Origin of the sequence: Vibrio sp. SSH13-20 (assembly GCF_040104475.1) — a bacterium.
Lineage (GTDB): Bacteria > Pseudomonadota > Gammaproteobacteria > Enterobacterales > Vibrionaceae > Vibrio > Vibrio harveyi.
Genome location: NZ_JBECOU010000003.1, coordinates 82,737 through 107,207, shown reverse-complemented (window position 1 = coordinate 107,207; position 24,471 = coordinate 82,737). Strand labels below are relative to the sequence as shown.

At 44.2% G+C, this 24,471-nt stretch carries 28 protein-coding genes and 1 tRNA gene; 26 read left to right on the top strand and 3 right to left on the bottom strand.

Going from position 1 to position 24,471, the window contains the following annotated elements:
* Positions 1–75: 75 nt before the first annotated feature.
* The 8 genes from ABMY42_RS09270 to ABMY42_RS09235 all read left to right on the top strand — a co-directional run bounded on the left by ABMY42_RS09270 (position 76) and on the right by ABMY42_RS09235 (position 7,789).
* Positions 76–1,164, top strand: a complete 1,089-nt coding sequence (locus ABMY42_RS09270; protein ID WP_017819054.1) for a glycerol dehydrogenase — start codon at positions 76–78, stop codon at positions 1,162–1,164.
* Positions 1,165–1,237: 73 nt separating this feature from the next.
* On the top strand, positions 1,238–1,912 hold the full coding sequence (locus ABMY42_RS09265; protein WP_349266246.1) for an HAD-IA family hydrolase: 675 nt from the start codon (positions 1,238–1,240) through the stop codon (positions 1,910–1,912).
* 39 nt (positions 1,913–1,951) lie between these two features.
* The gene (gene manA / locus ABMY42_RS09260) at positions 1,952–3,139 is read left to right on the top strand and encodes a mannose-6-phosphate isomerase, class I (protein WP_349266245.1); all 1,188 of its coding nucleotides are present in this window, start codon (positions 1,952–1,954) and stop codon (positions 3,137–3,139) included.
* A gap of 246 nt (positions 3,140–3,385) precedes the next feature.
* A complete protein-coding gene (gene nadA, locus ABMY42_RS09255; RefSeq protein ID WP_005450292.1) occupies positions 3,386–4,447 on the top strand; it encodes a quinolinate synthase NadA in 1,062 nt (353 codons plus the stop codon).
* A gap of 132 nt (positions 4,448–4,579) precedes the next feature.
* Positions 4,580–5,623, top strand: coding sequence for an ion channel (locus tag ABMY42_RS09250; protein WP_349266244.1), 1,044 nt, complete (start codon positions 4,580–4,582; stop codon positions 5,621–5,623).
* A complete protein-coding gene (locus ABMY42_RS09245) occupies positions 5,623–6,039 on the top strand; it encodes a DUF350 domain-containing protein (RefSeq protein WP_005450290.1) in 417 nt (138 codons plus the stop codon). The genes ABMY42_RS09250 and ABMY42_RS09245 overlap by 1 nt, the downstream gene beginning before the upstream one ends.
* Positions 6,040–6,047: 8 nt before the next feature.
* Positions 6,048–6,617, top strand: a complete 570-nt coding sequence (locus tag ABMY42_RS09240; RefSeq protein ID WP_005450289.1) for a DUF1190 domain-containing protein — start codon at positions 6,048–6,050, stop codon at positions 6,615–6,617.
* Between the two features lie 5 nt (positions 6,618–6,622).
* The gene (locus ABMY42_RS09235; protein ID WP_349266243.1) at positions 6,623–7,789 is read left to right on the top strand and encodes a glutathionylspermidine synthase family protein; all 1,167 of its coding nucleotides are present in this window, start codon (positions 6,623–6,625) and stop codon (positions 7,787–7,789) included.
* A gap of 66 nt (positions 7,790–7,855) precedes the next feature.
* On the opposite strand, the gene ABMY42_RS09230 is transcribed toward ABMY42_RS09235, so the two are convergent.
* Positions 7,856–8,425 (bottom strand): YecA family protein, encoded by a 570-nt coding sequence (locus tag ABMY42_RS09230; protein WP_009698271.1) that lies wholly within the window; start codon positions 8,423–8,425, stop codon positions 7,856–7,858.
* Positions 8,426–8,519: 94 nt separating this feature from the next.
* On the opposite strand from ABMY42_RS09230, the gene ABMY42_RS09225 reads away from it, so the two are divergent.
* From ABMY42_RS09225 to ABMY42_RS09215, 3 genes are all read left to right on the top strand, one after another.
* Positions 8,520–10,940 (top strand): ATP-binding protein, encoded by a 2,421-nt coding sequence (locus ABMY42_RS09225; RefSeq protein WP_349266242.1) that lies wholly within the window; start codon positions 8,520–8,522, stop codon positions 10,938–10,940.
* 572 nt (positions 10,941–11,512) lie between these two features.
* Positions 11,513–11,962 (top strand): L-alanine exporter AlaE, encoded by a 450-nt coding sequence (locus ABMY42_RS09220; RefSeq protein WP_005441741.1) that lies wholly within the window; start codon positions 11,513–11,515, stop codon positions 11,960–11,962.
* Positions 11,963–12,106: 144 nt separating this feature from the next.
* A tRNA-Ser gene (locus tag ABMY42_RS09215) sits at positions 12,107–12,194 on the top strand.
* A 122-nt stretch (positions 12,195–12,316) separates the two neighbouring features.
* On the opposite strand, the gene exsE2 is transcribed toward ABMY42_RS09215, so the two are convergent.
* Together exsE2 and ABMY42_RS09205 are read right to left on the bottom strand one after the other, a co-directional pair.
* A complete protein-coding gene (gene exsE2 / locus ABMY42_RS09210) occupies positions 12,317–12,607 on the bottom strand; it encodes a T3SS regulon translocated regulator ExsE2 (RefSeq protein ID WP_005450284.1) in 291 nt (96 codons plus the stop codon).
* 7 nt (positions 12,608–12,614) lie between these two features.
* Positions 12,615–13,061, bottom strand: coding sequence for a type III secretion system chaperone (locus tag ABMY42_RS09205; RefSeq protein ID WP_005450282.1), 447 nt, complete (start codon positions 13,059–13,061; stop codon positions 12,615–12,617).
* Between the two features lie 373 nt (positions 13,062–13,434).
* On the opposite strand from ABMY42_RS09205, the gene ABMY42_RS09200 reads away from it, so the two are divergent.
* The 15 genes from ABMY42_RS09200 (at position 13,435) to ABMY42_RS09130 (ending at position 24,470) form a co-directional block, all read left to right on the top strand.
* Positions 13,435–13,842, top strand: a complete 408-nt coding sequence (locus ABMY42_RS09200; RefSeq protein WP_274876744.1) for a YscW family type III secretion system pilotin — start codon at positions 13,435–13,437, stop codon at positions 13,840–13,842.
* 583 nt (positions 13,843–14,425) lie between these two features.
* Complete coding sequence (locus tag ABMY42_RS09195; protein ID WP_005450279.1) at positions 14,426–15,286, top strand: AraC family transcriptional regulator; 861 nt, start codon at positions 14,426–14,428, stop codon at positions 15,284–15,286.
* Between the two features lie 143 nt (positions 15,287–15,429).
* Positions 15,430–16,410: a T3SS regulon anti-activator ExsD domain-containing protein gene (locus ABMY42_RS09190; protein ID WP_005450278.1), complete on the top strand. Its 981-nt coding sequence runs from the start codon at positions 15,430–15,432 to the stop codon at positions 16,408–16,410.
* 12 nt (positions 16,411–16,422) lie between these two features.
* Positions 16,423–16,851 (top strand): YscB family type III secretion system chaperone, encoded by a 429-nt coding sequence (locus tag ABMY42_RS09185; protein WP_017188269.1) that lies wholly within the window; start codon positions 16,423–16,425, stop codon positions 16,849–16,851.
* The gene (gene sctC, locus ABMY42_RS09180) at positions 16,851–18,722 is read left to right on the top strand and encodes a type III secretion system outer membrane ring subunit SctC (protein ID WP_009698266.1); all 1,872 of its coding nucleotides are present in this window, start codon (positions 16,851–16,853) and stop codon (positions 18,720–18,722) included. The genes ABMY42_RS09185 and sctC overlap by 1 nt, the downstream gene beginning before the upstream one ends.
* Before the next feature lie 5 nt (positions 18,723–18,727).
* Entirely contained in the window at positions 18,728–20,029 is a 1,302-nt protein-coding gene (gene sctD, locus ABMY42_RS09175; protein ID WP_349266241.1) for a type III secretion system inner membrane ring subunit SctD, read from the top strand.
* Positions 20,016–20,222 (top strand): EscE/YscE/SsaE family type III secretion system needle protein co-chaperone, encoded by a 207-nt coding sequence (locus ABMY42_RS09170; RefSeq protein ID WP_005450274.1) that lies wholly within the window; start codon positions 20,016–20,018, stop codon positions 20,220–20,222. The genes sctD and ABMY42_RS09170 overlap by 14 nt, the downstream gene beginning before the upstream one ends.
* A gap of 15 nt (positions 20,223–20,237) precedes the next feature.
* Entirely contained in the window at positions 20,238–20,486 is a 249-nt protein-coding gene (gene sctF, locus ABMY42_RS09165) for a type III secretion system needle filament subunit SctF (RefSeq protein ID WP_009698265.1), read from the top strand.
* 3 nt (positions 20,487–20,489) lie between these two features.
* Positions 20,490–20,846 (top strand): YscG family type III secretion system chaperone, encoded by a 357-nt coding sequence (locus ABMY42_RS09160; protein WP_005441753.1) that lies wholly within the window; start codon positions 20,490–20,492, stop codon positions 20,844–20,846.
* Entirely contained in the window at positions 20,846–21,478 is a 633-nt protein-coding gene (locus ABMY42_RS09155; RefSeq protein WP_009698264.1) for a YopR family T3SS polymerization control protein, read from the top strand. The genes ABMY42_RS09160 and ABMY42_RS09155 overlap by 1 nt, the downstream gene beginning before the upstream one ends.
* An 8-nt stretch (positions 21,479–21,486) precedes the next feature.
* Positions 21,487–21,831 carry a type III secretion system inner rod subunit SctI gene (sctI, locus tag ABMY42_RS09150; protein WP_005450269.1) on the top strand — a complete coding sequence of 115 codons (345 nt, stop codon included), beginning with the start codon at positions 21,487–21,489 and terminating at the stop codon, positions 21,829–21,831.
* A gap of 2 nt (positions 21,832–21,833) precedes the next feature.
* Positions 21,834–22,577 (top strand): type III secretion inner membrane ring lipoprotein SctJ, encoded by a 744-nt coding sequence (sctJ, locus tag ABMY42_RS09145; protein WP_005441767.1) that lies wholly within the window; start codon positions 21,834–21,836, stop codon positions 22,575–22,577.
* Positions 22,570–23,235: a SctK family type III secretion system sorting platform protein VscK gene (gene vscK / locus ABMY42_RS09140; protein ID WP_349266240.1), complete on the top strand. Its 666-nt coding sequence runs from the start codon at positions 22,570–22,572 to the stop codon at positions 23,233–23,235. The genes sctJ and vscK overlap by 8 nt, the downstream gene beginning before the upstream one ends.
* Positions 23,214–23,849, top strand: a complete 636-nt coding sequence (locus ABMY42_RS09135) for an HrpE/YscL family type III secretion apparatus protein (protein WP_017819085.1) — start codon at positions 23,214–23,216, stop codon at positions 23,847–23,849. The genes vscK and ABMY42_RS09135 overlap by 22 nt, the downstream gene beginning before the upstream one ends.
* 225 nt (positions 23,850–24,074) lie before the next feature.
* Entirely contained in the window at positions 24,075–24,470 is a 396-nt protein-coding gene (locus tag ABMY42_RS09130; RefSeq protein WP_029789050.1) for a hypothetical protein, read from the top strand.
* The last annotated feature ends 1 nt before the right edge of the window (position 24,471 follow it).

Below are 24,471 nucleotides of genomic sequence, written 5' to 3'. Positions count from 1 at the left end.
CTATTTTGAGGTAATTCCAAGTCGAGATGTGCTCTCGAATACAGCAAAAATTAAATCAGTTATCTAGGAGTTACCATGCTAACAACAACTATATTTCCAGGTCGTTATGTTCAAGGTAAAGATGCTCGAAAACAACTCGGAGCAGAACTCAATCGCTTTGGCAAAAAAGGTCTGATGATCTGTGACCCATTTGTTTATGACACATTACTTTCTGAGTTTGAACCTTATCTCGAGACCGTTGAAGTTGAGGTGGTCCGGTTTGCTGGTGAATGCTGTGACGAAGAAATAACACGTCTGACAACCATGTTGAAAAGCTTTGAGGGTGAGTTTGTGGTTGGCTTAGGTGGCGGTAAAACCATTGATACCGCGAAAGCAACATCCTATGAAGCGAGAGTTCCTGTGGCTATTGTACCGACATTGGCGGCGAGCGATGCGCCATGCAGTGCGCTATCCGTTATTTACACTCAAGAAGGAGAGTTTAAGCGTTACCTTATCCTTCCTCAAAACCCGAATCTTGTCTTGGTCGACACACAAATCATTGCCAAGGCACCTGTTCGACTACTCATCGCTGGGATCGGTGATGCGCTAGCAACATGGTTTGAAGCAGAATCATGCCAGCAAAGTTTTGCCTCGAATATGACAGGTCACGTCGGTTCTTTATCTGCATACGCGTTAGCGCGTTTATGTTACGACACTTTGCTTGAATACGGCGAAATGGCAAAAACATCGAACGAGCAAGGTGTGGTCACACCTGCGCTCGAACGCGTTGTTGAAGCAAATACGTTGCTTAGTGGATTAGGTTTCGAAAGTGGTGGTCTTGCTGCCTCTCATGCGATTCATAATGGCTTAACAGTATTGGAACCAACACATGCGTTCTTGCATGGTGAAAAAGTCGCATTTGGTGTGCTCTCTTCTCTATTCCTTACTGACAAATCGGCTCAGACCATCGCAACTGTTTATGACTTCTGCGAAAAAGTAGGCTTGCCCACGACTCTGTCTCAAATCGGTTTAGAAAATGTATCCGATGAAGATTTATTGGCAGTAGCTGAAGCCGCATGTGCAGAAGGGGAGACTATTCACAACGAACCTCGAGCTGTCACTCCAGATATGGTGTTTGCAGCGATGAAAGCGGCAAATGCAGAAGGGTTACGTCGCAAGATCTAGCACTGCTTATCATTACATTCAGCCCCGCTTTTTCCTGCAAATCAGTGGGGTTGATTACTATTGGAGAACATAAATGATCACGATTCCTTTTGCGGGTTTATTGTTTGATCTAGATGGTACGCTAGTGAATTCTATTCCCTCAGTAACCCGATCTTGGACGACTTGGGCGATCAAAAAAGGCTTGGAGCCTGATTACGTTCTGTCTCGTATTCATGGACGTCCTGCTATCGATTCTATCTCTGAACTTTTGTCGAATGCATCTAGACAAGAAATTCAAAATGAAGTGATTTGGTTAGAAGAGTTGGAAGCTAGAGATACGACGGGCATTGAAGTGATTACTGGCGCTCAAGAGTTGCTTCATCAACTTAACGAATTTGAGGTGCCTTGGGCTATTGTGACATCAGGAACCATTCCTGTTGCCAGTGCTCGCATCAAAGCCGGAAAGCTGCCGATGCCCAACGTACTCATAACGCCGGAGCGTATTAGCAAAGGCAAGCCAGATCCAGAGCCTTATTTAAAAGGAGCCGAGGAGCTCGACTTAAACATTGAAAACTGTATTTGTTTTGAAGATGCCAGTGCGGGTATTCATTCTGGAAAAACAGCAAAAGCAAAGGTTGTCGGTATGTTTAGTCATGGTGAAAAGGATGCACTCATTGAAGCGGATTACATCGTCGACAATTGGCGTGATGTAAGCGTTATTAAAAATGAACTTGGCGAGTTTCAGATGATCTTAAGTCGGATGTTATGACGCCAAAACAATCCAAGTATTTATGAAGTGAGGTCGTTTATGTCGATTTCAAAGCTCGATACTGTTATTCAAAACTATCAGTGGGGGAGTTTATCTTCTATTAACCGTATGTTCGGAATCGCAAATCCCAACGTAGAGCCTCAAGCAGAAATGTGGATGGGCGCACACCCGAGTGGTTGCTCTAAGATAAAAGATACAGGAGAGTTGCTCTCTCACGTTATCGGCGAAAATAGGACCGCAATACTAGGTGATTACACGAGTGCTCGGTTTGGAGAACTTCCTTTTTTACTTAAAGTTCTTGCCGCAGAGACACCGCTTTCTATTCAAGTTCACCCTAACAATGCAAAGGCCCAAGCTGGTTATAGAAGAGAGAACGAGCTAGGCATTCCGATTGCTGCTGATACTCGAAATTACAAAGACCCAAATCATAAACCTGAGTTGGTATACGCACTCACTTTTTATGAAGCGATGAACGGTTTCAGGCCCATTGAGCAGATCATCGCATTATTTAGGGCTGCACAGCTTTCAGCGCTTGATAAAGAGTTGAAACATTTGGAACGCTGCCAAAACGCAGAAGGACTTAAGGCATTCTTTAGTGCTATTTTGTCGTTAAGTGGAGATAAGAAGCAGCAAGCTCTGCGTGAATTGTATGTCGCACATGAAGCAACTCAGATAACGGCTCTTAGTCGACAAGCAATACATTACAGTCGGTCATTTAAACAATACTATCCCGATGATGTTGGGTTGTTTGCGCCATTAATGCTTAATCTTATTGAGCTTGCACCTGGTGATGCGATGTTTCTTCATGCTGAGGTACCACACGCCTATATCCGAGGGACGGCGTTGGAGATCATGGCAAATTCGGACAATGTACTAAGAGCAGGTTTAACGCCGAAACACATCGATATTCCAGAGTTGATTGATAACACAAGCTTTGCTCCAATCTCTCCGGAAAATTTACTTATAACACCACTGTTCAAAGAGAATCGAATAACTTACCCCGTGCCAGTTGATGATTTCAGCTTTGACATTATATCAGTCGATATAGAAGCCTCTCTTCAATATTTAAGAAGTGCAGAAATTCTCTTTTGCATAGAGGGTGAGGTAACGATTTGGTCGGATAAAGAAAGTATCCAGCTCCGAGTTGGTGAGTCGCTGTTCATTAGTCACGACACCAAGAGTTATCAATATAAAGGAGAGGGGAAATTGGCTCGCGCATATAATTAACCAAAAGGCTCCAAGATTTTGTTACAAATGATTTAGCCTGAATCCTCACTACAAACACGGCAGAACATCATGATCGGCTCGCTTGCCGATCATTGATGTAATGAATGCTTCACTGCAACAATTAGAATTGTTACTTACAACAAAGATATACGGCTAGACTGCTATAAATTCCGGTTACGGGTTGGTTTTTGAAAATCAACAAGGTTACAATACTCGGATTAAAGGAAGTTGCGTAGAGCAAGAGCAATGAGCCACATATTAGATAAAATCGACACAGTTTACCCATTCCCACCAAAACCAATCCCATTAAGCCAACAAGAAAAAGCCGATTACATCGAGCGAATCAAAAAGCTGCTTAAAGAAAAAGACGCGGTACTTATCGCCCACTATTACACTGATCCTGAAATCCAAGCTCTGGCTGAAGAGACCGGCGGTTTTGTTGGTGATTCGCTAGAAATGGCAAAATTTGGTAACCGTCATCCAGCAAGTACGCTGATCATTGGTGGGGTTCGCTTTATGGGTGAATCTGCAAAAATCCTGACACCAGAAAAACGCATTCTAATGCCAACGCTAGAAGCAGAATGTTCACTGGATCTTGGTTGCCCGGCGGACAAGTTTAGCGAGTTCTGTGATGCTCACCCTGACCACACGGTGGTGGTATACGCAAACACATCTGCGGCAGTAAAAGCACGTGCTGATTGGGTTGTGACTTCTAGTATCGCACTTGAAATCGTCGAGCATCTAGACGCAGAAGATAAGCCAATCATCTGGGGGCCGGATCGCCACTTAGGTTCTTACATTGCAAACAAAACTGGTGCAGACATGTTGCTATGGCAAGGTGAGTGCGTAGTTCACGACGAGTTTTCTGCAGATGCGCTACGCAAGATGAAGAACGTATACTCGGATGCGGCAATCCTAGTGCACCCAGAATCACCTGCAAGTGTTGTAGAGCTAGCCGATGCAGTAGGCTCGACAAGTCAGCTAATCAAAGCAGCGAAAGAGCTGCCTCAAAAGCAAATGATCGTCGCAACAGACAAAGGTATCTTCTTTAAGATGCAACAGTTAGTGCCTGAAAAAGAACTGATTGAAGCACCGACAGCAGGGGCTGGCGCGACATGTCGTAGCTGTGCACACTGCCCTTGGATGGCGATGAACGGTCTTAAAGCAATTGAGCAAGCGCTGCGTGAAGGTGGTGAAGAGCACGAAATCTTTGTTGATGAAGCACTACGTGTGAAGTCACTGATTCCGCTCAACCGCATGCTAGATTTTGCCGAGCAGTTAAACATGCAAGTTAAAGGCAACGCATAGTCATTCCGTCTACTTAGACTGTAGTTTGTTAATATAAATCTCAAAAACCAGCCGAATGTGGCTGGTTTTTTTATTTCTTACAATCAATAGGTTAGTATTTAGTTATAGCAATCAGAAAGGAATCGGAAACTTATGGCTGTATGGCTAGTACTGAAAAAGTGGCTAAGCACCCATCTTTTCAAATTAAGCAACCGAAACCTTCTCGTCATTAGTGGCGCATACATTGCCATCTCGTGGTTATTGTTGGCTCTTGCAGGAGAGCATGCACTGACCGAAAACTTCTCTAACTTTATTTACTACCTCATGGTGACTGCTTCAACGGTTGGCTATGGTGACTTATCACCCTCAAGTGATATGGGTAAGTGGGTTGTGGTTTTGTTTATTATCCCTGGTGGTTTGAGTTTATTTGCTGCCATGTTGGGGCGAGTGGCTGGTGGCGCAATTGACTATTGGCGAGCAGGCATACTGGGTAAACGGAGAGTAAGAGTGGATAACCATATCGTATTATTGGGTTGGAATGGCGCACGAACCATGCACCTTATCCGCATGTTGCAGCATGAAGAAGAGGGCAAACGCCCAATTGTGTTATGCAGTCGTTCAGACATTGAAAACCCATTACCAGGTGAAATTGGTTTTATCAAGGTGAACAGTTACACCGACGCGCAAGAGATGAAAAACGCCAACATCACCGATGCTAACTGTATTATTGTCGATAATCTTAGCGATGATATTACTCTCTCTGCCGCATTGTATTGTGCCTCAGTGAATCCTGATGCACACTTGCTGGCTTATTTTAAAGATGAAGCGCTAGGTCGACTGTTGAGTGAGCACTGTCCAAAAGCGGAATGCATTCCAGCTGTTGGCGCGGAGATGCTTGCGAAAGCGGCAGTAGATCCGGGTTCGAGCGCACTTCATCAGGAGCTACTTGCTTCAACTCGGGGTATGACACAGTACTCAGTGATTTACCCTCAAGATCAACCGACAACCAGCGTGGAAAAGATCTTCGGATTTATCAAGAAGCATCATCAAGCTACGTTGATCGCGTTCGATCTTGGTGACGGGATTGAACTCAACCCAGATTTAAATGCTCAAGTGCCACCAAGCACTAAGCTGTTTTACATTGCCGACGAGCGAATTGATGACTTCGCTTGGACAGACATGAACAAGGACAAATAATGCATATGATTGCCGACCTGTTGGCAGGTTTTCCCAATTTTCTTCTCTACTTTTCTGTTTCGATCGTTTTCGTGCTGGCGTTTAAGTTCGTCTACGTCAGATTGACACCTTATGACGAATGGCATCTGATCAAGGAAGAGAAAAATACCGCTGCGGCAGTTGCGTTAAGTGGTGCTTTTCTTGGTTACTGTCTGGCTATTGCCGGCGCTGCGACTAACTCAGTCAATATTGTGGATTTCATGGTATGGGGCGTTGTAGCGATGCTGGCACAGATCATTGCGTTTGGTATTGTGCGTTTTATTCTGCTGCCGAAAGTATCGGAGCGTATTGAGAATGATGAAGTACCAGCAGGCATTGTTTTAGCGGCTGTCTCTGTGTCTGTCGGTGTGCTTAACGCAGCTTGCATGACCTACTAGGAGGAACGATGAAACGCAGTTCCAATGTAAAACGTTCCTCAATGGACAAGAGTTTTAAAGTCGGACGAATCATTCCATTCGTTGCTTTTGGTGGGATTTTTTTCCTCGCAACTCAAGAATCAGAAACGGAAGGCTATATCTACGTCGATGCTGACGAGTGTAAATCTGCCGCGCCTGAATTCAGTGAGCAGTGTGACATCGCCTACCAAGAAGCAATGGCGCGTGCAGAAGAAAATGCGCCGCGTTACAACAACAAATATGAGTGCGAAAATGACTTTTACGAGGATGATTGTTACTACAGTTCTCGTCATCACTCATATGTCCCATTTGTTGGTGGTTACTTCTTCAGTCGCGCGGTGAGTGGGCTTAAGGGTTACAACAAAAGTTATTATTCAGAGCCGATGTATCGTTATAAATCGAAGTATTACAACGGTGCAGGGCAGTTTTACGGCTCTTATCGCAATCAATCCACTAAGGTCGCTACCAGTAACCTAAATAAGCGCGGTGGCGGTACGATTGGTCGTGCGATGTCTCGCGGTGGCTTTGGTAAAGCTGTGTCAGTCAGCCGCGGCGGTTAACTGAAATGTTTCGACGAGAAATACAAGAAAGAGAAAACTGGCGTGAATTGGCACGCCAGTTTGGTTTTGGCTTCCATTCTATGTACGACCAACCGTATTGGGATGAGAGTGCTTACTATCAATTTACCCTTGAACAGATAGAGAAAGACATTGAAGACCCAACGGAAGAGCTTCATCAAATGTGTCTTGAAATCGTCGAGCAGGTTGTGCGAAGTGAGCAGTTACTGACACAGTGTGCGATTCCCGAAGCAATGTGGTCACAAGTCGCTTCCTCTTGGCAACGAAGAGAGCCTTCTCTTTATTCGAGGATGGACTTTGCTTACAACGGCTCCTCTCCTGCAAAGTTATTAGAAAACAACGCAGACACACCAACGTCATTGTTTGAGACTGGCTTTTGGCAGTGGGTGTGGTTAGAGGATGTTGTCAATAAAGGTCGCATTCACCAAAGTGCGGATCAGTTTAATATTCTGCAAGACTTTCTGATTGAACGATTTGCCGATATTGCCAAATTGCAACCGGGTCAAACGCTGCATTTTAGTTGTTGCAAATACACCGAAGAAGATAAAGGCACGGTGCAATACCTCGAAGACTGTGCGCGAGAAGCTGGGTTAGCAACCGCCTTTGTTTTTGTCGAAGATATTGGCGTGACGCAAGATGGGCAATTTGTGGATGTCGATGGCAGAGCGATTCGCTGGATGTTCAAACTTTACCCTTGGGAGTTCATGTTCGAAGAGGAATACAGCCAGTACTTGGCAACTGCGAGTGTGAATTGGTTAGAGCCGATGTGGAAATCGATTCTGTCTAATAAAGCGTTGTTACCCTTGCTTTGGGAGAGGTTTCCAAATCATCCGAATCTTTTGCCCGCGTATTTTGCCAATGATCCAAAAGCGGCTAGCTTAAAAGACTATGTCATTAAACCTCTGTTTTCTCGCGAAGGTGCCAACATTGAGATTGTCAAAAATGGTCAGCGATTGGTGAAAACACCGGGTCCGTATGAATCGAGCCAAAACATCATTCAACAATATCATCCGCTACCTAAGTTTGGCTCAAGCCATACGTTGATTGGCAGTTGGTTAGTGAATGATAAAGCAGCCGGGATCTCCATTCGAGAAGACAGCAGTTTAGTTACCCAAGATATGGCGCGATATATCCCCCATGTCATTCTAGATTGATCAAAAAAGCTCTCCGGATTGGGGAGCTTTTTCATTCTGTCTTATGTATCTCACAGGGTGGTGAGTTTATTCTTGCTCAGCTAGCATTACGCCACGTTGAGTCAGTCCGCAAAGCATCATCGGCATTGCGTTGAAGATCTCTTCAAACTGCTCTAGACCTTCCATACCTTGCTCTGCAAGTGTCGCGATTGTCGTTTCTGGATCGTAAAGCATAGTTAGAGAAAGCAGTACGCCACCAAGCAATGCACTGTCTTCGCTGTCATCAGGCATCAACGTTTCCCAATCGTCACGAGACAATTGCCAGCCTTGAAGTACACCCTCACAGAAATCACGCGTGTTTGCAGATACGATATCTTGATCATCCAGCTCGCATCCTTCAGGCCACAGCCATGCACCTTCCAGAAGCGCTGGGCGTGTTTGGTTCCACATTTGAATGATCTCATCGATGTACTGTTCTAGTTGCTCACCATCAGAGAAAGGTGCTGTTTCTTCACCGCCCCATAGGAATGGTAGCCACTCTTGAGGATTCAACACGTTTGGCGCACATGCCATAGACGTAACAAAGCCTTGAGTTTTCGCTAGGTTTAGTAGTTTTCCATCAAGTTCTGGAAGAGAAAGGATGTCTTGTAGTTTCAAAATAGAATACCATTTGTTAATGGGCTGGTTGGTTGGCTAATCTTACCAATCAATCAGTGATAAATCGATATTAGGGAATGATTCGTCTACATCTATGGAAATTCGTTCGTCACTCAGAAACAAAAGCATTCTCGCCCTGACACTTTATTTGTGTTTCTTCATCGCGACCATTGGTTCTGTTGTTTACCTCGTTGTTGAGCCTCCAGTTCGTGAAAAGCTTGAGCGTAATTTGGATTTGCGAACTCAATTGCTCGCCTCACAGATTGAAGGACCGCTAACCAGTTCCGTTGGTTTGCTCAATAGCCTTGTAGGGTTAGGGCAGACGCCAACACCAAGTATTTCACTTCAAGATACGATTCCCCAGTTACTCGCGGTGAGCGACGACATCATCGTCAGTGGCGGATTATGGCCAAAACCAACATTGGAAGATGAACGTTGGCAATATACAAGCTTATTCTTCAATAAGAATGACAACGGCAGCTTGGATCAAATCCATTCCTACAATAATCCAGAGTCTGGTGGTTACGACAACGAACCTTGGTACCAGTCTGTTGCAAACAAACCTGCAGGGGCAGTGAGTTGGTCTGGCGTGTATATCGATACCTTCACGCAAGTTCAGATGATCACGGCTTCAGCGCCTTACTACAAAGAGGGTGTTTTTGCCGGAGTGGCAACCGTAGACTTGTCTTTGGAAGCGTTATTCCAGTTCATTCGTGAACATACAAATCAATACTCATTAGGTGTTGTGATTCGCGATGCCGATGACCAAGTTGTGATTGAGCACAACTTTCAGCTTACTAAGAACATATACATCAGCCAGCTCGGGTTTGGTGGCTTTAATTGGCGCATGGATGTGGTGAATGCCAAGGTCAAAGTATCGGATCAAGTCTTTAATCAAGTAATGAGTGTTGAGACTGGTGTTATCCCATTTCTACTGCTCTGCGTGTTGGTGGGTTACTACCTATTAAACCGATATATTGTAGAACCGATTGTTCGAATTGCTAAGAAAGTGGATGACTCCAAAACGGGTGGCATTATTGATATCGCCTATGAGAGTGAAGATGAAATCGGGCACTTAATCACCAAATTCAATGAGAAGACGGTTTACCTTGAGCGTGAACGGGTTAAGGCGCAGGCATCTACAAACGCAAAAACAGCCTTCTTAGCAACCTTGTCTCATGAAATCCGAACGCCGATGAATGGGGTGTTGGGAACCGCACAAATACTGCTGAAAACTCATCTAACTGACGAACAAAGAAAGCACTTAAATACCTTGTATGATTCTGGCGATCACATGATGACGCTACTGAATGAAATTCTCGATTACTCGAAAATTGAGCAAGGACACATTGAGCTCGACAACACGCCTTTCCCAATCGAATCGATTCTCGGCAGTATCAACAGTGTGTATCACACTTTATGTGCCGAAAAGGGGCTGCAATTTAGAGTTATTTCTAATGTTCCATTTGGACGTTGGTACAACAATGACAAAGCACGCCTGCGCCAGGTGTTATTTAACCTCCTCAATAACGCAGTGAAGTTCACGGATCGTGGCTTTGTTGAAGTCGAACTGACTGAGCATGTGAAAGATGGCATAACCAAACTAACCATTAGTGTGAAAGACACTGGGATTGGTATCAGCCCTGATGCGCAGAAACGCATTTTCCGACCATTCGAGCAAGCAGAATCGTCGACGACACGTCGATATGGCGGCACGGGTCTTGGATTGGCGATAGTGAAGCAGATTTCAGAGCATATGGGCGGGAGTATTACTGTTCAAAGCCAAGAGTGTATTGGCACCAAGTTTATTGTCGAACTTGAGCTCAACCCTTGTGAGGCTGGGGTGTTAGAAGCATCTAATACACATAAACTTGATTGCCAAGGCTTACGTGCGCTTATCGTGGAAGACAACCGTACGAACACCATCATTATAGAGACCTTCTTGCGCTCTAAAGGGTTTGTCTGCGTTTGTGTCGAGAATGGGCAGCAAGCAGTAGAGCAGGTGTCGAAGCATGAATTTGATTTGGTGTTGATGGATAACCACATGCCAGTACTTGATGGCGTAGGGGCGATTGCTGTTATTCGCTCTATGGATGCACCAGCTCGCTCGGTTTTGATCTTCGGCTGTACTGCAGACGTCTTCAAAGAAACGCAGGAGCGTATGTTAGATGTCGGAGCAAACCATATCATCGCCAAACCGATTGTTGAATCAGAACTCGATGATGCTTTGTATCGTCATGCGTCGATACTTTATCAATACCAAGACAAGCAAAGCGGAGAACAACCTAAACCTCAAAACGCCGAGGCATTGTTGCTGAACTTCTATATGGCATTAGATGATGGCAACTTGGAACAAGCAATGACGACACTTTCTCACATTTTCGAAAGTGCCAAACCAAATGTCTCTGATGAACTGAATAAAGTTATCCAACGCATCGAAGACTATTTGAGTAAAGCGCTTACCCCTGAGCAAGAGGACATCGACCAACTGACGGTACTGTTAGCAGAACACTAACTCCGTGCATTCACTAAGTAGTGTAGGGTACTTCCTACATTACTTATACCCAAGTGATTTCAAGATGCAGGACTCAGAGCGTTGTCATTTCTCGATTTAGAGTAACTAGATCTTTAAATCGCCGCTGCGCCTACAAACTAAGTCATCCTTGCTGAACCTAGCATCTCGATGTTACTTGGGTATAACCTCCATCTTCACTTCCCATTCTATAAACTTCGTGTTTACTCTGAATTTGCTTGATCCAATAGCATAAGACGATCTTTTTGAAATTCATTTGCCAGATATTTCTCTAGTTTTCTGTGTTTTTTCGCGAGCTAACTGGCTTAAAAGTAAATAAATTACGTTTTAAAACTCCATTTTGAAGTGTTTTATGGGGCTTTTTACTGATTTTGGTGAAAGATGCTACTTTTGCTTTGAAAGTTAGTTATTAATTTACAACTCATATTTTAAAACGGAATCATAAACTGAAAATTATGTGATTTAATAGTGCCATTAACTGCTATGTGGTTTTAAATGCAGTAAATGATTTTATAGATGTTGTTTTTATTGGTATTTGATTTTAGAGGTTGTAAATGAAGTCTCGTGGACCATTTTGTATTCGCAATGCCGCAGCGGATACTTTTGCTATGGTGGTTTTTTGTTTTATTACAGGGATGATTATCGAGATCTTGATTTCGGGTATGACGTTTGAGCAGTCTTTAGCATCACGCACATTGTCTATCCCAGTAAACATCGCGATTGCATGGCCTTACGGTATGTTCCGTGATTGGGTATTACGCCAAGGTAACAAACTATCACCCTCTTCGTTTATGAAGAACGTGTCTGACTTGGTGGCGTACGTATTGTTCCAATCTCCAGTCTATGCGGGCATTTTGCTGGCAGTAGGCGCGTCAACTGACCAAATCATCACGGCAGTAGCAAGTAATGCAGTTGTGTCATGTGGCATGGGTGTCCTTTACGGTTACTTCTTAGATCAGTGTCGCCGTTGGTTCCGAGTACCAGGTTACTATCAAGAAGCCTAATTGCCCCAGTTTTGCGCAATTTAGCTAGATAGTGAGCAAACAAACGCAAAAGGGCACTTTTTTTCGTGTTTAGCCTTGACCATCAGGAACATAATCATTAAATTAGCGCCTCGTTAGCCAATGATGCTAACCACAATTTGATTCGGTGAGTTGTCCGAGTGGCTGAAGGAGCACGCCTGGAAAGTGTGTATACGGCAACGTATCGAGAGTTCGAATCTCTCACTCACCGCCACATTCTTGAAAAAAGACGTCCTAGGACGTCTTTTTTTGTATCTGCAGTTTAGAAACAACAAAAGCCCCGAGAGTTCGGGGCTTTTCGTTTTTGGCGAAGCGAGTGCTTGTTTAAAGTCGGTCTTATTGAGGTTGACTGAGCACTTGAACCTTTCTATTTAACAAAGCTTGTACCGCATTGGAATCTTTCTCGAAGCTTAAGATTGAGTTGCAAATATCGACGTTTGCAAGCATCGACAGAGACTCACTTAACTCTAGCTTGGAGTTAGCTCGGTTCACCTCTCGCTCTTTAGGGCTTATCTGCACAACGGTTCGACCTAGAAACGAGCCTTGCTTTACAGAGGCTGTTTGCTCGGTATGTTCTAACCGGTCGATAGACAAGTTCTTTGGTGTTGGTTGGATGTCATTGGACATAGGGTACCTAAACTCTTAAGTCCGAGCTCTGAAGCATAGATGGTGAAACTTCCATTGCGATATGGGCAGACAACAATGACTCCCAAGATTCGCTCTGTGTGAGCAGTTCAGCAAGTGCACTCTCAAACAACTCATAGTCGAGCTGCTCGGTTTGAAGCAACCTGTTTAAACAAAGCTTGTGCCTGTGATTATCTAGGCTAAAAAACAGTTGATGCTCAGACCAATGATAGTTGAATGCCAAAAAAGAACGATAAAGATCAGAATTAACAATTTGTAGGTCGACAATCTCTGCTTCTAGTTGAAGCGTTTCTGTATCTGGGTGGAAAATGAAATGCACTCTTAAGTTATCGTCAAAAGCTAAACCCAGTTCGTCTTCAGTCAAATGTAATTCAGGCAAACCTATTTGATGAGCAAACTTAAGCAAAACCTCATCTACGATTTGGCGCGCTGACATAGAAGCAGTCCTTTTTAGAATTTTATCATCGAAATTATGGAAAGTTAAAACTGATGTTTATCAATATTGGTTGGAATTTTTTATATAAGCGTTTTTTCTATGCGGATAATAAAAACTTATCAACTATGTTGCTTATGTCTCAAGTGTTGTACCACTTACCTTTGCAGAAAGTTTGAGCATTTATTTGGAAGCAGTATCAACTATAAAATAAAGGCAATAAAAATTCCTTATCAAATAATAATGAGTCTTACTTTTGAGAATCTATATTGTCCGAATGGTGTATAAAATAATAGTTGATCTTTTATATATTTGTGTACCAAAATTGCGCCTGCTCATTTTTATTTAAAACATATTCAGTCAAATAGAATCCATAATGAAATGTAATACGTATATTCCGATACTAAGTACATTGCTTCTCAGCGCTTGTGCTACCACAAATACGGTATCAGATGGGTTTTCTAATCATATTCAAGGAACGCTATTTGGTTGGATAACGTTTGATGATTACGTCGCTCCAGTGAGTACTTCTGTAAACGTCGAAGTATGTCAGGTTTCAGATAGTCAATGCTTTACAGTTGTACAGCAAGACTATCAAGGGGTTCAGTTACCTGTTCAGTACTCGGTTGTTATTGCTCCAATACAAGCTGGAAATGGCGAAATGAAAGTGCGCGCTATATTGCGTTCTCAAGGTGAAATTATCGCAAAAAAAGAAGAGCAGTATATTTTTACGCAAGGCAGTGTACATAAGGACTTAAAGCTAGAAGCTTATAAGAATTACTAAAAAAGTAATCGTTTTCATTTGTCTTTATTATTTAAAAAAATTAAGACAATTGAAAGTAATATCTCCAGACCTAGGTCTCTATTAATCAATCAACTTAGGTCATCGGGTCAGTTTGTCTTTATATGAATATCGGTTGCGCCCATCATAATTTTTATGGTTATATCCACCGCCTTGGATACGTTGGCTAGGTAGAATGGTTTAAAAATAAACAGCTCAAAGTTGTTAGAAATATCAATATAAATGAAGTGGACTTTAACATTAGTACTTTCATTTATTCTAATATAAAAAGAGTTTTTGCTGCTTTAGTATCACTAGTTATAAGTTGAACTTTAGCAAAAGCTTATTAATTCCCGAAAACAATACATAACAATATCGGGAAGGTTTCTTTGCCAAGATTATTTTGCTACCAAAGGTAGCGCTTGAGCTATTCGTTATTATTCGGGGGGTATGGGAGTGTTATGCGCTTCTATGCTCTTTTCTTTGCTTCTTTAATTGAAATTGTCCTGCGTTTGTCTTCGCACTGCGGGACTTTGACAGTTTCTCTGATGGGGATTAGAGAAATTAAAATTATGAAGGGTAGAAAATGGATGTGTTAGGCCAACTAAACACAGAAAGGGTCGACTCGCGCTTGCGAAAAATCCATAGTGCTTGCTGCTATGAAAAACACGATGAAGTATTTCATTCTAGTCAATCTCACATTGTTGTCGTTCACAATGGTCAACTGAGAGTCCAAACAGGGGATTGCACGCTAGACGTTGTTGCTGGTTGTGGAATTTATCTATCTCAAGGGGATTACTTACTAGAATACACACCGATAGATGGTCAATATACGGCTTCTGTTATCGAGTTTGACAATGAACTGGTGAGTCAACTATTGCAAAAGCATAGTGATCTTTTGATGTCGTTGCCAAAGGTTGAGAATGTTCAGTCTGGATTATTCCCTTTTACTCTCAATTTATTGATAGAACAGACACTATCAGGAATGAAGACGCTAGAAGAGCAGTCTTTTCCTGATGCTATTATGCGCTTAAAGTATGAGGAAATGCTCATCTTATTGTTGCATGGGGACCAAGGTGAACACCTCTACGCGTTGTTATCACAACTGACAAACCGAACCTCAGATCGACTGCGTCGCTTTATGGAGCTTCATTACCTTAAAGAGTGGAAACTGACCGACTACGCCCAAGAATTTGGTGCGAGTTTGACTACGTTTAAAGAGCTCTTTAATGAATATTATGGTATTTCTCCTAGAGCGTGGATCAGTGAACGTCGTTTATTGCATGCTCACAAGCTATTGCTCACAAGCAAAATGAGCATCGTCGACGTTGCGATGGAAGCGGGGTTCTCAAGCCAATCTTACTTTACACAAAGTTATCGCCGCCGCTTCGGAACGACACCAAGTAAGGTTCGTTCTGGAGATGAACAAGTAGCAATTGCTAAATGAAATGTCTGACGACTAAAATTTTCTGACTAATTTTGAAAGGCATTAACTGACGTAAACTCTATTATGCTCAGCGTAACAACGAACAAAACTATTACCTCTACTTCCTTCTGGATTGTTCGAAGTAGATGCGGAGAAGAACACAAATGAAAAAGCAGCATTGGCGACGCCGTTCGCTTTTTCCTAACAACATTGTGACGCAAAGGAAGGTCACTGTATTACAGCGAGGCGCACGATACGAAGGTTTATCCCAATCATCGCAAGAGCCCAATGTTGTTAATGTCAATCACCGACAGCTACTCAGTGAAGGCGTTCTGAGTTACGACCAATTGTCTTTACTCCAGCGCTTGCTTGATCGCAATGTCGTCGATTGTTTATGTGCTAGTCAGCTGATTAAGACATATCAAAAGCTTGGTACGTCTCTAGATCGATTTGCTATGCGCCTCTTTTTAGAGGTGGGTGGGCAACTCAGTGACAATCGTGCGTTGAGCACTTTTGAACAAAGACTGGATTACATTAATCACCGATTAGGTTACCGCTTCAATCTAGCGTCACCTAAAACGCTGATCCTTTCGATGTACTTGACTCTAAATGAGTGGGTTAATCAGCAGACGGATCAGACGGTGTTGCATGATTCCATCAAGCTTGAACAGTTAATCAATCAACTGAGTATTCAGAAAGAGTATTGGTTGAGATTGTCTGGAGAAGAGAGCAGTGCGATTTTTGCAGAGCAACAACTGGAACTGATTAAGAGCCAGCAGAGTGAATTGCATGAGCAGCTAAGTGTTCTCAATGAGCAGCAAAACCAAGTGGTTGAATCTCATCGAGCATTGGTTGAAGAGTGGAAACCAACTCTAGAAAAACTCAAGGGCTTATCTGAGTACAGCAGAACGTCGGATAAGTTTATCTCTGAATGGAAAATATGGTGTAGCGAAGCGCGAGTACAAGCGCCTGAGCTAAACGATGTTTGGGATGCGTGTGATCTTGTATACAGCGACCTAAATGCCGTCGCGAAAATTTGGCAATGGTTTCAAGACATGCAAACCGTTGGCAGCGTGGATCATTACTACTTTGACATTCAGAGCAACCAGTGCGGTCAAGCTTGTAACCATCTCAGCCAGATTTAAATAGGGCTAAATATGTTAGATCAAATGATGAAATCTCTAGCGGCAACGCTAGGGGTTGGGGATTTTATTGCCTCAAATAATGGTTCCTATGACATCGAAGTCGACCAGATGCTGCTTAACATTCGGCAGCAATCATCATGGGTCTTGTGGGAAACCGTTCTCCCATTTCAGTTTGAACAGCACCTTGATTATCAGAAAGAACAGGCGCTAAAGCACTGTATGCAGCTCTCTTTGAAAACGTTGCGAGATACGCGCAGCACGTTAACGGTGAACGACAAAGCGCAGTTGATTGTGCAAGGCAAAATGAATATGGAAAGCGCAACGACAGAAGCGCTTTGTACGCAACTTTCTCAACACGTGAATTTGGTGGAGCAGTTCAGCGATTTGCTCGAGCACCAGCGTGTTAATCATACCGTTAGCCACAGTGTTTGGATTCCATAATGCTTGCAGTTTTAAAGACACAAATGCGCAGACTCGTGTTATCAGCGGTGTGTGCTTCAAGCTTGATGATGGCACTTCCTTCTCATGCTTCTGAGCTTAATTGGTCTGATCAACCGTTTCGTTACTACGCGGACAATGATTCGCTAAAAGAATTACTGAACAACTTTGGCGCAAACTACCGCGTTTCTGTATCGGTGAGCGATAAAGTAAATGACCGTGTCAGTGGTCGATTTACACCAGAAGACCCAGCCGAGTTTCTCGACTATTTGGCGCAAGTTTACAACTTGATGTGGTACTTCGATGGCGCGGTACTTCATGTATACAAAGCGACGGAAACTCGTTCGCGATTGCTACAGCTAGAATTGCTAACGGCTCGTGAACTGCGTAGCACGCTGATTTCAACCGGGATCTGGGATTCTCGTTACGGTTGGCGCGCAGCAGAAAATAAAGGTCTGGTTTACTTGGCTGGTCCTCCGAGGTACGTCGATCTAGTTGTCCAAACAGCAGAAGCGCTGGAAAGCCGACTGGTACAAAAATCCAACTCTACGGATGAATTGTTTGTTGACATTATTCCGTTGAAGTACGCCTCTGCGACGGATAGAGAGATCACTTATCGTGACCAAGGGGTGACGGTACCAGGTATTGCTTCGGTATTGAGCCGAGTTCTATCCGGTGTTCAAACTCAAGTTAAGGTGGCGAATGAGAGCGAAGAAGCAGGAGCGAGTAAGTCTGCGACAGTGACTAAAAAAGCTTCTGTCCATAGCGGCGCATCGGTGGAAGCTGAACCAGGGTTAAACGCGATCATTGTGCGCGATACGCAAGCTCGATTGCCGTTGTATCGTAAGTTGATTGCTCAGTTGGATCAGCCGCAGTCAAGAATCGAAGTGGCGCTTTCAATTGTTGATATCAGCGCGAACGATTTGAGTCAGCTTGGTGTTGACTGGCGAGCTGGTGTTGCGGTTGGTAACAACAGCATTCTGGATCTCAAAACAACGGGTGACGTCGGTGATGGCGATGTCGAGCTTGGCAGCGGACAAACCTTTAAGTCTTTGCTTGACGCAACGAACTTGAATTACCTATTGGCTCAAATCCGTTTGCTTGAATCTAGAGGCAGCGCGCAGGTAGTTTCAAGACCAACCTTGCTAACACAAGAAAACGTGGAAGCCGTACTCAATAACAGCAGCACCTTTTACGTCAAGTTGATCGGTAAAGAGACGGCAGCATTAGAGCAAGTGACGTACGGTACGTTATTGAAAATCGTGCCTCGTATCGTCGGCGATCGATTTGTGGAAAGACCAGAAATCAACCTGAGTCTGCACTTAGAAGATGGTGCGCAAATCTCTGATGGTGACATCGACGGTGTGCCTTCAATTCGCAAGACAGAAATCAGCACACTGGCGACAGTGAAACAGGGACAAAGCCTGCTCATCGGTGGTGTATACCGTGACGAAATCAGCAACAAGCTGCGAAAAGTCCCTTTGCTAGGAGACATTCCATACCTTGGTGCTTTGTTTAGAAGTACGGAAAACACCACAAGAAGAACGGTACGTATGTTCATTATCGAGCCAAGAATCGTTGTGGATGGTATTGGCGACAACGTTCTCATCGGCAATGAATATGATTTAAGACCAAAGATTGGCACGTTAAACAACATTTCAAACAACAGTGCAGACCTTAAATCAGCGCTTGCCTTGTACAGCTGTACGACTCAAGTGCAAGCCGAGCGTTACCAGCAAGATTTGTTGTCACAAGGAAAGTCATCGTTGCTAGCAGAATGCGAGCTTCCTACGGGACAAAAAGGATGGCGAGTACAAATTAAAGAGTGTAATGGCTCAGAGAATCATTGCGTTCGACCATTAGAGGAGCAGTAGCCTCAATGCAGCAATGGAAAATTCGTATCCTCTCCGGTGTCCATTCCGGAGTGGAAGTCACCTTACCCAATGATTCATTGGTATTAGGTAGTGATGATTTTACTGCAGATTTGGTGTTAACCGACTCTGGCATCAAAGCAAGTCACCTTGTTTTGGTTTGCGATGGCGAAACAGTTTTATTGCGCGATTGTGAAGAGGTCTCCATCAACAATGAGAGTGTCACCGTGGATGCTGGTGGCATTGAGCTGGCGCGAAACGCGCTGGTCTCTGTGGGTCGTTTAACCTTTGCAGTCGGTTATCTAGAAGACGATTTGGTTATCGATGTGGCAAGCGATGCATCAGACAAGCAAGCTGCCCCCGTCAGCCATAAACCATCGTCAGGTTGGAAGAGAACACTGCTCATTGGATTGATGTGTAGCTTGATTCCAAGCGTGATATTTGCAGGCGTTTGGTACAGTCAAATTCGTGCCAGTGACAAAGACGCCATTACCGCAGCAGAACCGATTGTCTTGGTGCGCAACATTCTTAGCGAGCTCAAACTTGACGATGTTCGTGTTGAATGGAACGCAAGTGCTCGACAGGCGGTACTTGAAGGTTACGTCGAAGACAGAACACAGAAACTCCAACTACTGGGTCGGATTGATGCCTTAGGTATCAACTACAAAAGTGACCTGAGAACGATGGAAGAGATACGCCGTGGTGTGCGCTTTATCTTGCGCAACCTCGGTTATCACCAAGTCAAAGTCGAAAATGGTGATGAGACAGGCACGCTGCTGCTAACGGGCTATATCGATGACGCAAGTCGTTGGAGCCAAGTTGAGCAGATATTAGAACGCGATGTCCCTGGACTTGTTGCTTGGAAGGTCGAGCTACAAAGAGCGGGTGCGTACATGGATACGCTTAAAGAACTGTTAGAAAAAGCGGAGCTCTTGAAAAAAGTTCAGCTTGTGACTAGCGGTGACCGCATCGAAGTTCGTGGTGAGCTTGATGACATTGAGACCACTCGATTTTATGGCGTAACGAGAGATTTCCGTGAGCAGTATGGCGAGAAACCTTATTTGGTTTTGAAGTCCATTCCTAAGGTAAGCAAAGGAACCAACATCGATTTTCCGTTTCGTAGCGTGAACTTTGGTCGAGTCCCTTACGTCATCCTCACAGACAATGTTCGTTACATGGTAGGTGCCCGCACTCCTCAAGGATATCGCATTTCTAGCGTTACTCCTGCAGGGATTGAACTCGTAAAAGGCGGGCGAGTGATCACTATTGATCTAGGGTACGAAGGTGAAAATACCAATGACAAATCTTGAGCAGTTATTACAAGGCGATTCAGGACAGCAAGAAAAAGAGGCGATCATCCTCAAGTTCAAGCAAGCGCAGTCAGCAGTAAAGCGTCAGCTCGATCTTGGTTGTTCACCACAAGAATATCAATTGCTACTCAAACAGCATGAGGCGTATCAAGCAGCCTTAACTGTAATTGAAACTTTCAAAGACAATAAATAAAAAGAGGCGATACCTATGTCATTTTATGATTCGAGTAAAAGTGTTTATCTCGACGACGTTAAGGCGAAACTAGAAGCACAAGCTCAAAAAGCGAACGAAGACGTAAACACGGCAATCAAAAACCTAGAAACGAACGCAGACGATCCGTCGAAGCTTGCAGAGCTGCAGCACACAATCAACAAATGGTCTGTGGTTTACAACATCAACGCGACCACAACTCGTGCAATCAAAGACGTGATGCAGTCGATTCTGCAGAAGGTGTAAGTTATGGATAAAGACATGCGTTTGCTGCTGGCTGAAACAGCGTTGATGGCAACCGGTCTGCATCGTCATGAAGAGGCAAATACCATCGCGGAATGCCTTGAGTCACAAGGTGGTGCAGAAGAAGTCGTCGCTATGATTCGTTCAATGAGTTTGATGAATCGTGGCTTGTACGAAGACGCTCATCGTCTACTTGAACCGCTTTGTATGACGTACCCAGACTTAATCAGTCTGGCAGCGTTAGCAGCAGGAAAAGCTGGGCTATCAAGCAAAGCGGAGTCTTGGCTAGATATGGCATCAAAAGGCAGTGAAGAAAACCAAGCCTTTGCCATGAGTTTCTCTAAGGACATCAGGAACCTTTAATGAAGGTTGAAAACAACGCATTCAACTACACGCTCGGTCATGTGCAGCAACCTTCTAGAGTTGATGCACATGATGCGAACAAGATGAGCCGTTTAATGAGTGATAGCTCATCAGATAAGAGCACATCATCGACGCAAAAGAGCACGGACAGCGTCACACAAGCCGAAGCCAAAACAACGGCGATAAAGGAATGGTACGAGACGCTAAAACGTACTGGAAATTTCAGTGCTACTACGCTCAACAGTACGCTTGAAGGTGCGTTTTCCTCGCCTAGCGAGAAGAAAGAAGCGTTATGGTACGCCTTTAGTCAGGAGAGAAGTGCAAAGGGCACCGATAAAGCGTCACCAGAATTGTTGGCATCATTAGAGCAAGAGTTGTTGGGCAGTTTTTCGGGGCGCTTATTAGCGGAGCCCCCTAAAGACCGCCAAGAGTTGAAAGCGTTGCTTTCTGAGCATTTCCCGCTTGGCGCGCAAAAAGAACAAGCGCTTTGGCACAGTTGGGCAGAGTTGAAAGACATCCCCGATCAAGCCCCAGTGTTGGACATGGTCCGAAAAGAGCTGAGCTTTGTTATACAAAAGAATGCCATGGTCAAGAACATGTTGACTTACAGCCACAAACTAGACCTCTCATAGGAACGGATATGATCAATACGCAGTACACAGAAGTAATGCAAACCAACCTCGAGCAAGTGCAAGACGCACAAGCTGAAGAGGGGCTTAGTGAGCGTTTCGAGCAAGCGATGCTAGCGCCGGAGGGAAACCACGGTTTAGAAGGTGGCTTGTTAGAAAACATTAGCGAACTGAAAAATACCATCGACAATGCAAAAACCAGTTTAACCGACAGCATGAAAATGGTCGGTGACGATCCCGCTCAACTTTTGCAGATGCAGTGGGCGTTGACTCGAATTACCTTTCAAGAAGAGCTGATTGCTAAGACGGTAGGTAAAACGACACAGAACGTAGAAACACTGTTGAAGGCCCAATAGTCATGATGAAGACAATGCGTGCCGCGTGCATGTTACTCGTTTTATTTTTAGTCGGTTGTCAGACGGAGCTATACACTGGAGTAAGCCAGAAAGAAGGCAATGAAATGCTGTCTATTCTGCTTTCTGAGGGCGTAGTGGCAACGAAAGAGCCAGATAAAGACAACACCGTTAAATTGATGGTCGACAACGCCCAGATTGCGTTTGCGGTTGATGCACTGAAACGTAAAGGTTATCCGAGAGAGCAATTTTCAACCCTGAAAGAAGTGTTCCCGAAAGACGACCTGATCTCGTCTCCGCTTGCTGAAAGAGCGAGACTTATCTACGCGAAATCGCAAGAGCTGTCTTCAACCTTGTCACAAATTGATGGTGTGCTAGTGGCTCGCGTTCACGTTGTACTTGAAGATCAAAACCTTCGTCCAGGTGAGCGTCCGACGCCAGCATCGGCATCTGTGTTTATCAAACACGCAGCGGATGTCGCTCTGGATTCATACGTCCCTCAAATCAAGCTGTTGGTGAACAACAGTATCGAAGGGCTGAATTATGATCGTATTAGCGTGGTTATGGTGCCATCTTCAGAAGTTCGAGTGACGGCTCAGGGCAACCAATTTGAAAGTATTTTGTCGATTCAAGTAACCAAAGACACGGCAAGCCATTTGATTGCAATCCTCGTATTCTTAGTGCTACTCGTCATTGGTTCTAACGCGGCGACGTTTGCATGGTGCCGCAGGAATGCAAAACGTGGTTAATTCTGATACGCCGGTTTCTCAGATTCAGCATCAGTTTAACTATTGTCCTTGCAGCTATATTGATGAGAGCTGGGTAAGCGAAAAACAGCCTTGGTTGTTACAACTCCAAGGCTGGAGGGAGCAAGCGACAATCAATCAGTGGTGCATTGAAGAGTGGCAGCTATCGTCGATTACTGACCATGTCTTTAATCATCCATTTAACAGTTTGGCACTGTTGCCAGCCGAAGCGACCAACAGATTGTTGTTGATGATTGGCGGAGCAATGTATTGCGAATCGATGCGCCAAGTCGTATTGAAACAGCCTAAACAGTGTCTCAATCATGTTTTTGGTGTCGATGAAACCCGCTTTCTTATTCAGCATGGACCAATGATGATTTCAAACTGGCCAAGCGGTTGGCAAAAATCGTTGCCGCCGACTTTAGATGAAGCCAGCTTTGAAAAGACTGCCCGTGAGCTCGGCTATCTATGGATAAGATTCCTATTGGCAAAATCGCCCTCTGAGCTCGTGCAAAGATGGCAGTTCAAACTCGAACGTTCACTCACTCAAACCACACTCAATGCCGATTGGTTGGATGAAACGCATCGAGACCTTGCTTATCGACTTATAAAGAAAATCGCAAAACAGGTAATTCCTCAATGGTTTCATTTGTTGAAATAAAAACCGACAACTTACAGTTGGCTCCGGGTCTAAAAATTCTCAAAGCAAAAGATTATGTGAGTTACTTAGATTCGCAACATTTGGTTGAAGCAGCACATTCCAAAGCCGAGAGCATTGTTGCTAAAGCCGACGAAGCCTATGAGTTAGAAAGACAACGTGGTTATCAAGATGGTATCGATCAAGCGAAGATCGAGAACGCGGAAACCATGATGGCGACGCTAGCAAGATGTAATGAATACTACTTGCAGGTTGAACAGAAAATGACAGGTGTAGTACTGGATGCAGTCAGAAAGATCATCAGCAGCTTTGATGATGTGGATACAACTGCAAGTGTCGTAAGAGAAGCGCTTCAACTGGTTAGCAACCAAAAACAAGTGATCTTGCATGTGCATCCAGAGCAAGTGACTGAGGTTCGAGAAAAGGTTTCTTCAATACTCAGTGACTTCCCTGAAGTTGGTTATGTTGAAGTGATCGCCGATGCGCGACTCAAAAATGGCGGATGTATCTTGGAAACGGAAGTCGGCATCATTGATGCCAGTATCGACGGACAGTTGCAAGCGCTCAAACAAGCGATTACCAAGCAGTTCAGCGAGCGCCAACAGGTACTCTCATAACGCCTATCTTTGAAACTTGAAAGCTCAGCGATGCTGGGCTTTTTTTGTTTTCAGTGGTTGGTTATTTCTAGATTCAGCATCAATTTTCTCTCACTAGCATGCAAATGAAAGCGGCGAGCGCTAACTGATAAAAGCCGCCCTAAAAACTTCTGACCAAAAGTGATATATGGCGAATGCCCATACGCTTATCGTTTTGATTATTCAATACGAAAAGGGGTCCTCGCAATGAACAAAGAAGAAATCATAAACAACTGGCTATCCGACTTATCTGGCGGGCAATGGCAGCTTTTGAATGGTCAATGCAACTTGGTTGGCGAAGACGGTATGCATTACGCCACGATTTTTAATTATGAAAATCGCATGGTGGTCATGTTCCCTTTGTCACCAGCCAAACAGCCAGAAGGGGGCATATCACCCTCCAAACTGCTGGCGCTTAATTCTCACCCTGATGTCGTCGGCATTGCGTCGTTCTCGTTAGCGGCAGACAACGCTACTGTTGTACTCAATTTTGCACTGCCGGATGACTCCGTGGTGAATAGCGACCTTAATGTCTTTTGGCAAAATGCGCTCAGTTTACGCAGTGCCTTGTTTGATGCGATCACTGAATCCACTGCGGGGTGAT

Coding starts and splice junctions, on each gene's coding strand:
- ABMY42_RS09270 (WP_017819054.1), top strand. CDS start 76: ATGCTAACAACAACTATATTTCCAGGTCGTTATGTTCAAGGTAAAGAT.
- ABMY42_RS09265 (WP_349266246.1), top strand. CDS start 1,238: ATGATCACGATTCCTTTTGCGGGTTTATTGTTTGATCTAGATGGTACG.
- manA (WP_349266245.1), top strand. CDS start 1,952: ATGTCGATTTCAAAGCTCGATACTGTTATTCAAAACTATCAGTGGGGG.
- nadA (WP_005450292.1), top strand. CDS start 3,386: ATGAGCCACATATTAGATAAAATCGACACAGTTTACCCATTCCCACCA.
- ABMY42_RS09250 (WP_349266244.1), top strand. CDS start 4,580: ATGGCTGTATGGCTAGTACTGAAAAAGTGGCTAAGCACCCATCTTTTC.
- ABMY42_RS09245 (WP_005450290.1), top strand. CDS start 5,623: ATGCATATGATTGCCGACCTGTTGGCAGGTTTTCCCAATTTTCTTCTC.
- ABMY42_RS09240 (WP_005450289.1), top strand. CDS start 6,048: ATGAAACGCAGTTCCAATGTAAAACGTTCCTCAATGGACAAGAGTTTT.
- ABMY42_RS09235 (WP_349266243.1), top strand. CDS start 6,623: ATGTTTCGACGAGAAATACAAGAAAGAGAAAACTGGCGTGAATTGGCA.
- ABMY42_RS09225 (WP_349266242.1), top strand. CDS start 8,520: ATGGAAATTCGTTCGTCACTCAGAAACAAAAGCATTCTCGCCCTGACA.
- ABMY42_RS09220 (WP_005441741.1), top strand. CDS start 11,513: ATGAAGTCTCGTGGACCATTTTGTATTCGCAATGCCGCAGCGGATACT.
- exsE2 (WP_005450284.1), bottom strand. CDS start 12,607: ATGTCCAATGACATCCAACCAACACCAAAGAACTTGTCTATCGACCGG.
- ABMY42_RS09205 (WP_005450282.1), bottom strand. CDS start 13,061: ATGTCAGCGCGCCAAATCGTAGATGAGGTTTTGCTTAAGTTTGCTCAT.
- ABMY42_RS09200 (WP_274876744.1), top strand. CDS start 13,435: ATGAAATGTAATACGTATATTCCGATACTAAGTACATTGCTTCTCAGC.
- ABMY42_RS09195 (WP_005450279.1), top strand. CDS start 14,426: ATGGATGTGTTAGGCCAACTAAACACAGAAAGGGTCGACTCGCGCTTG.
- ABMY42_RS09190 (WP_005450278.1), top strand. CDS start 15,430: ATGAAAAAGCAGCATTGGCGACGCCGTTCGCTTTTTCCTAACAACATT.
- ABMY42_RS09185 (WP_017188269.1), top strand. CDS start 16,423: ATGTTAGATCAAATGATGAAATCTCTAGCGGCAACGCTAGGGGTTGGG.
- sctC (WP_009698266.1), top strand. CDS start 16,851: ATGCTTGCAGTTTTAAAGACACAAATGCGCAGACTCGTGTTATCAGCG.
- sctD (WP_349266241.1), top strand. CDS start 18,728: ATGCAGCAATGGAAAATTCGTATCCTCTCCGGTGTCCATTCCGGAGTG.
- ABMY42_RS09170 (WP_005450274.1), top strand. CDS start 20,016: ATGACAAATCTTGAGCAGTTATTACAAGGCGATTCAGGACAGCAAGAA.
- sctF (WP_009698265.1), top strand. CDS start 20,238: ATGTCATTTTATGATTCGAGTAAAAGTGTTTATCTCGACGACGTTAAG.
- ABMY42_RS09160 (WP_005441753.1), top strand. CDS start 20,490: ATGGATAAAGACATGCGTTTGCTGCTGGCTGAAACAGCGTTGATGGCA.
- ABMY42_RS09155 (WP_009698264.1), top strand. CDS start 20,846: ATGAAGGTTGAAAACAACGCATTCAACTACACGCTCGGTCATGTGCAG.
- sctI (WP_005450269.1), top strand. CDS start 21,487: ATGATCAATACGCAGTACACAGAAGTAATGCAAACCAACCTCGAGCAA.
- sctJ (WP_005441767.1), top strand. CDS start 21,834: ATGATGAAGACAATGCGTGCCGCGTGCATGTTACTCGTTTTATTTTTA.
- ABMY42_RS09135 (WP_017819085.1), top strand. CDS start 23,214: ATGGTTTCATTTGTTGAAATAAAAACCGACAACTTACAGTTGGCTCCG.
- ABMY42_RS09130 (WP_029789050.1), top strand. CDS start 24,075: ATGAACAAAGAAGAAATCATAAACAACTGGCTATCCGACTTATCTGGC.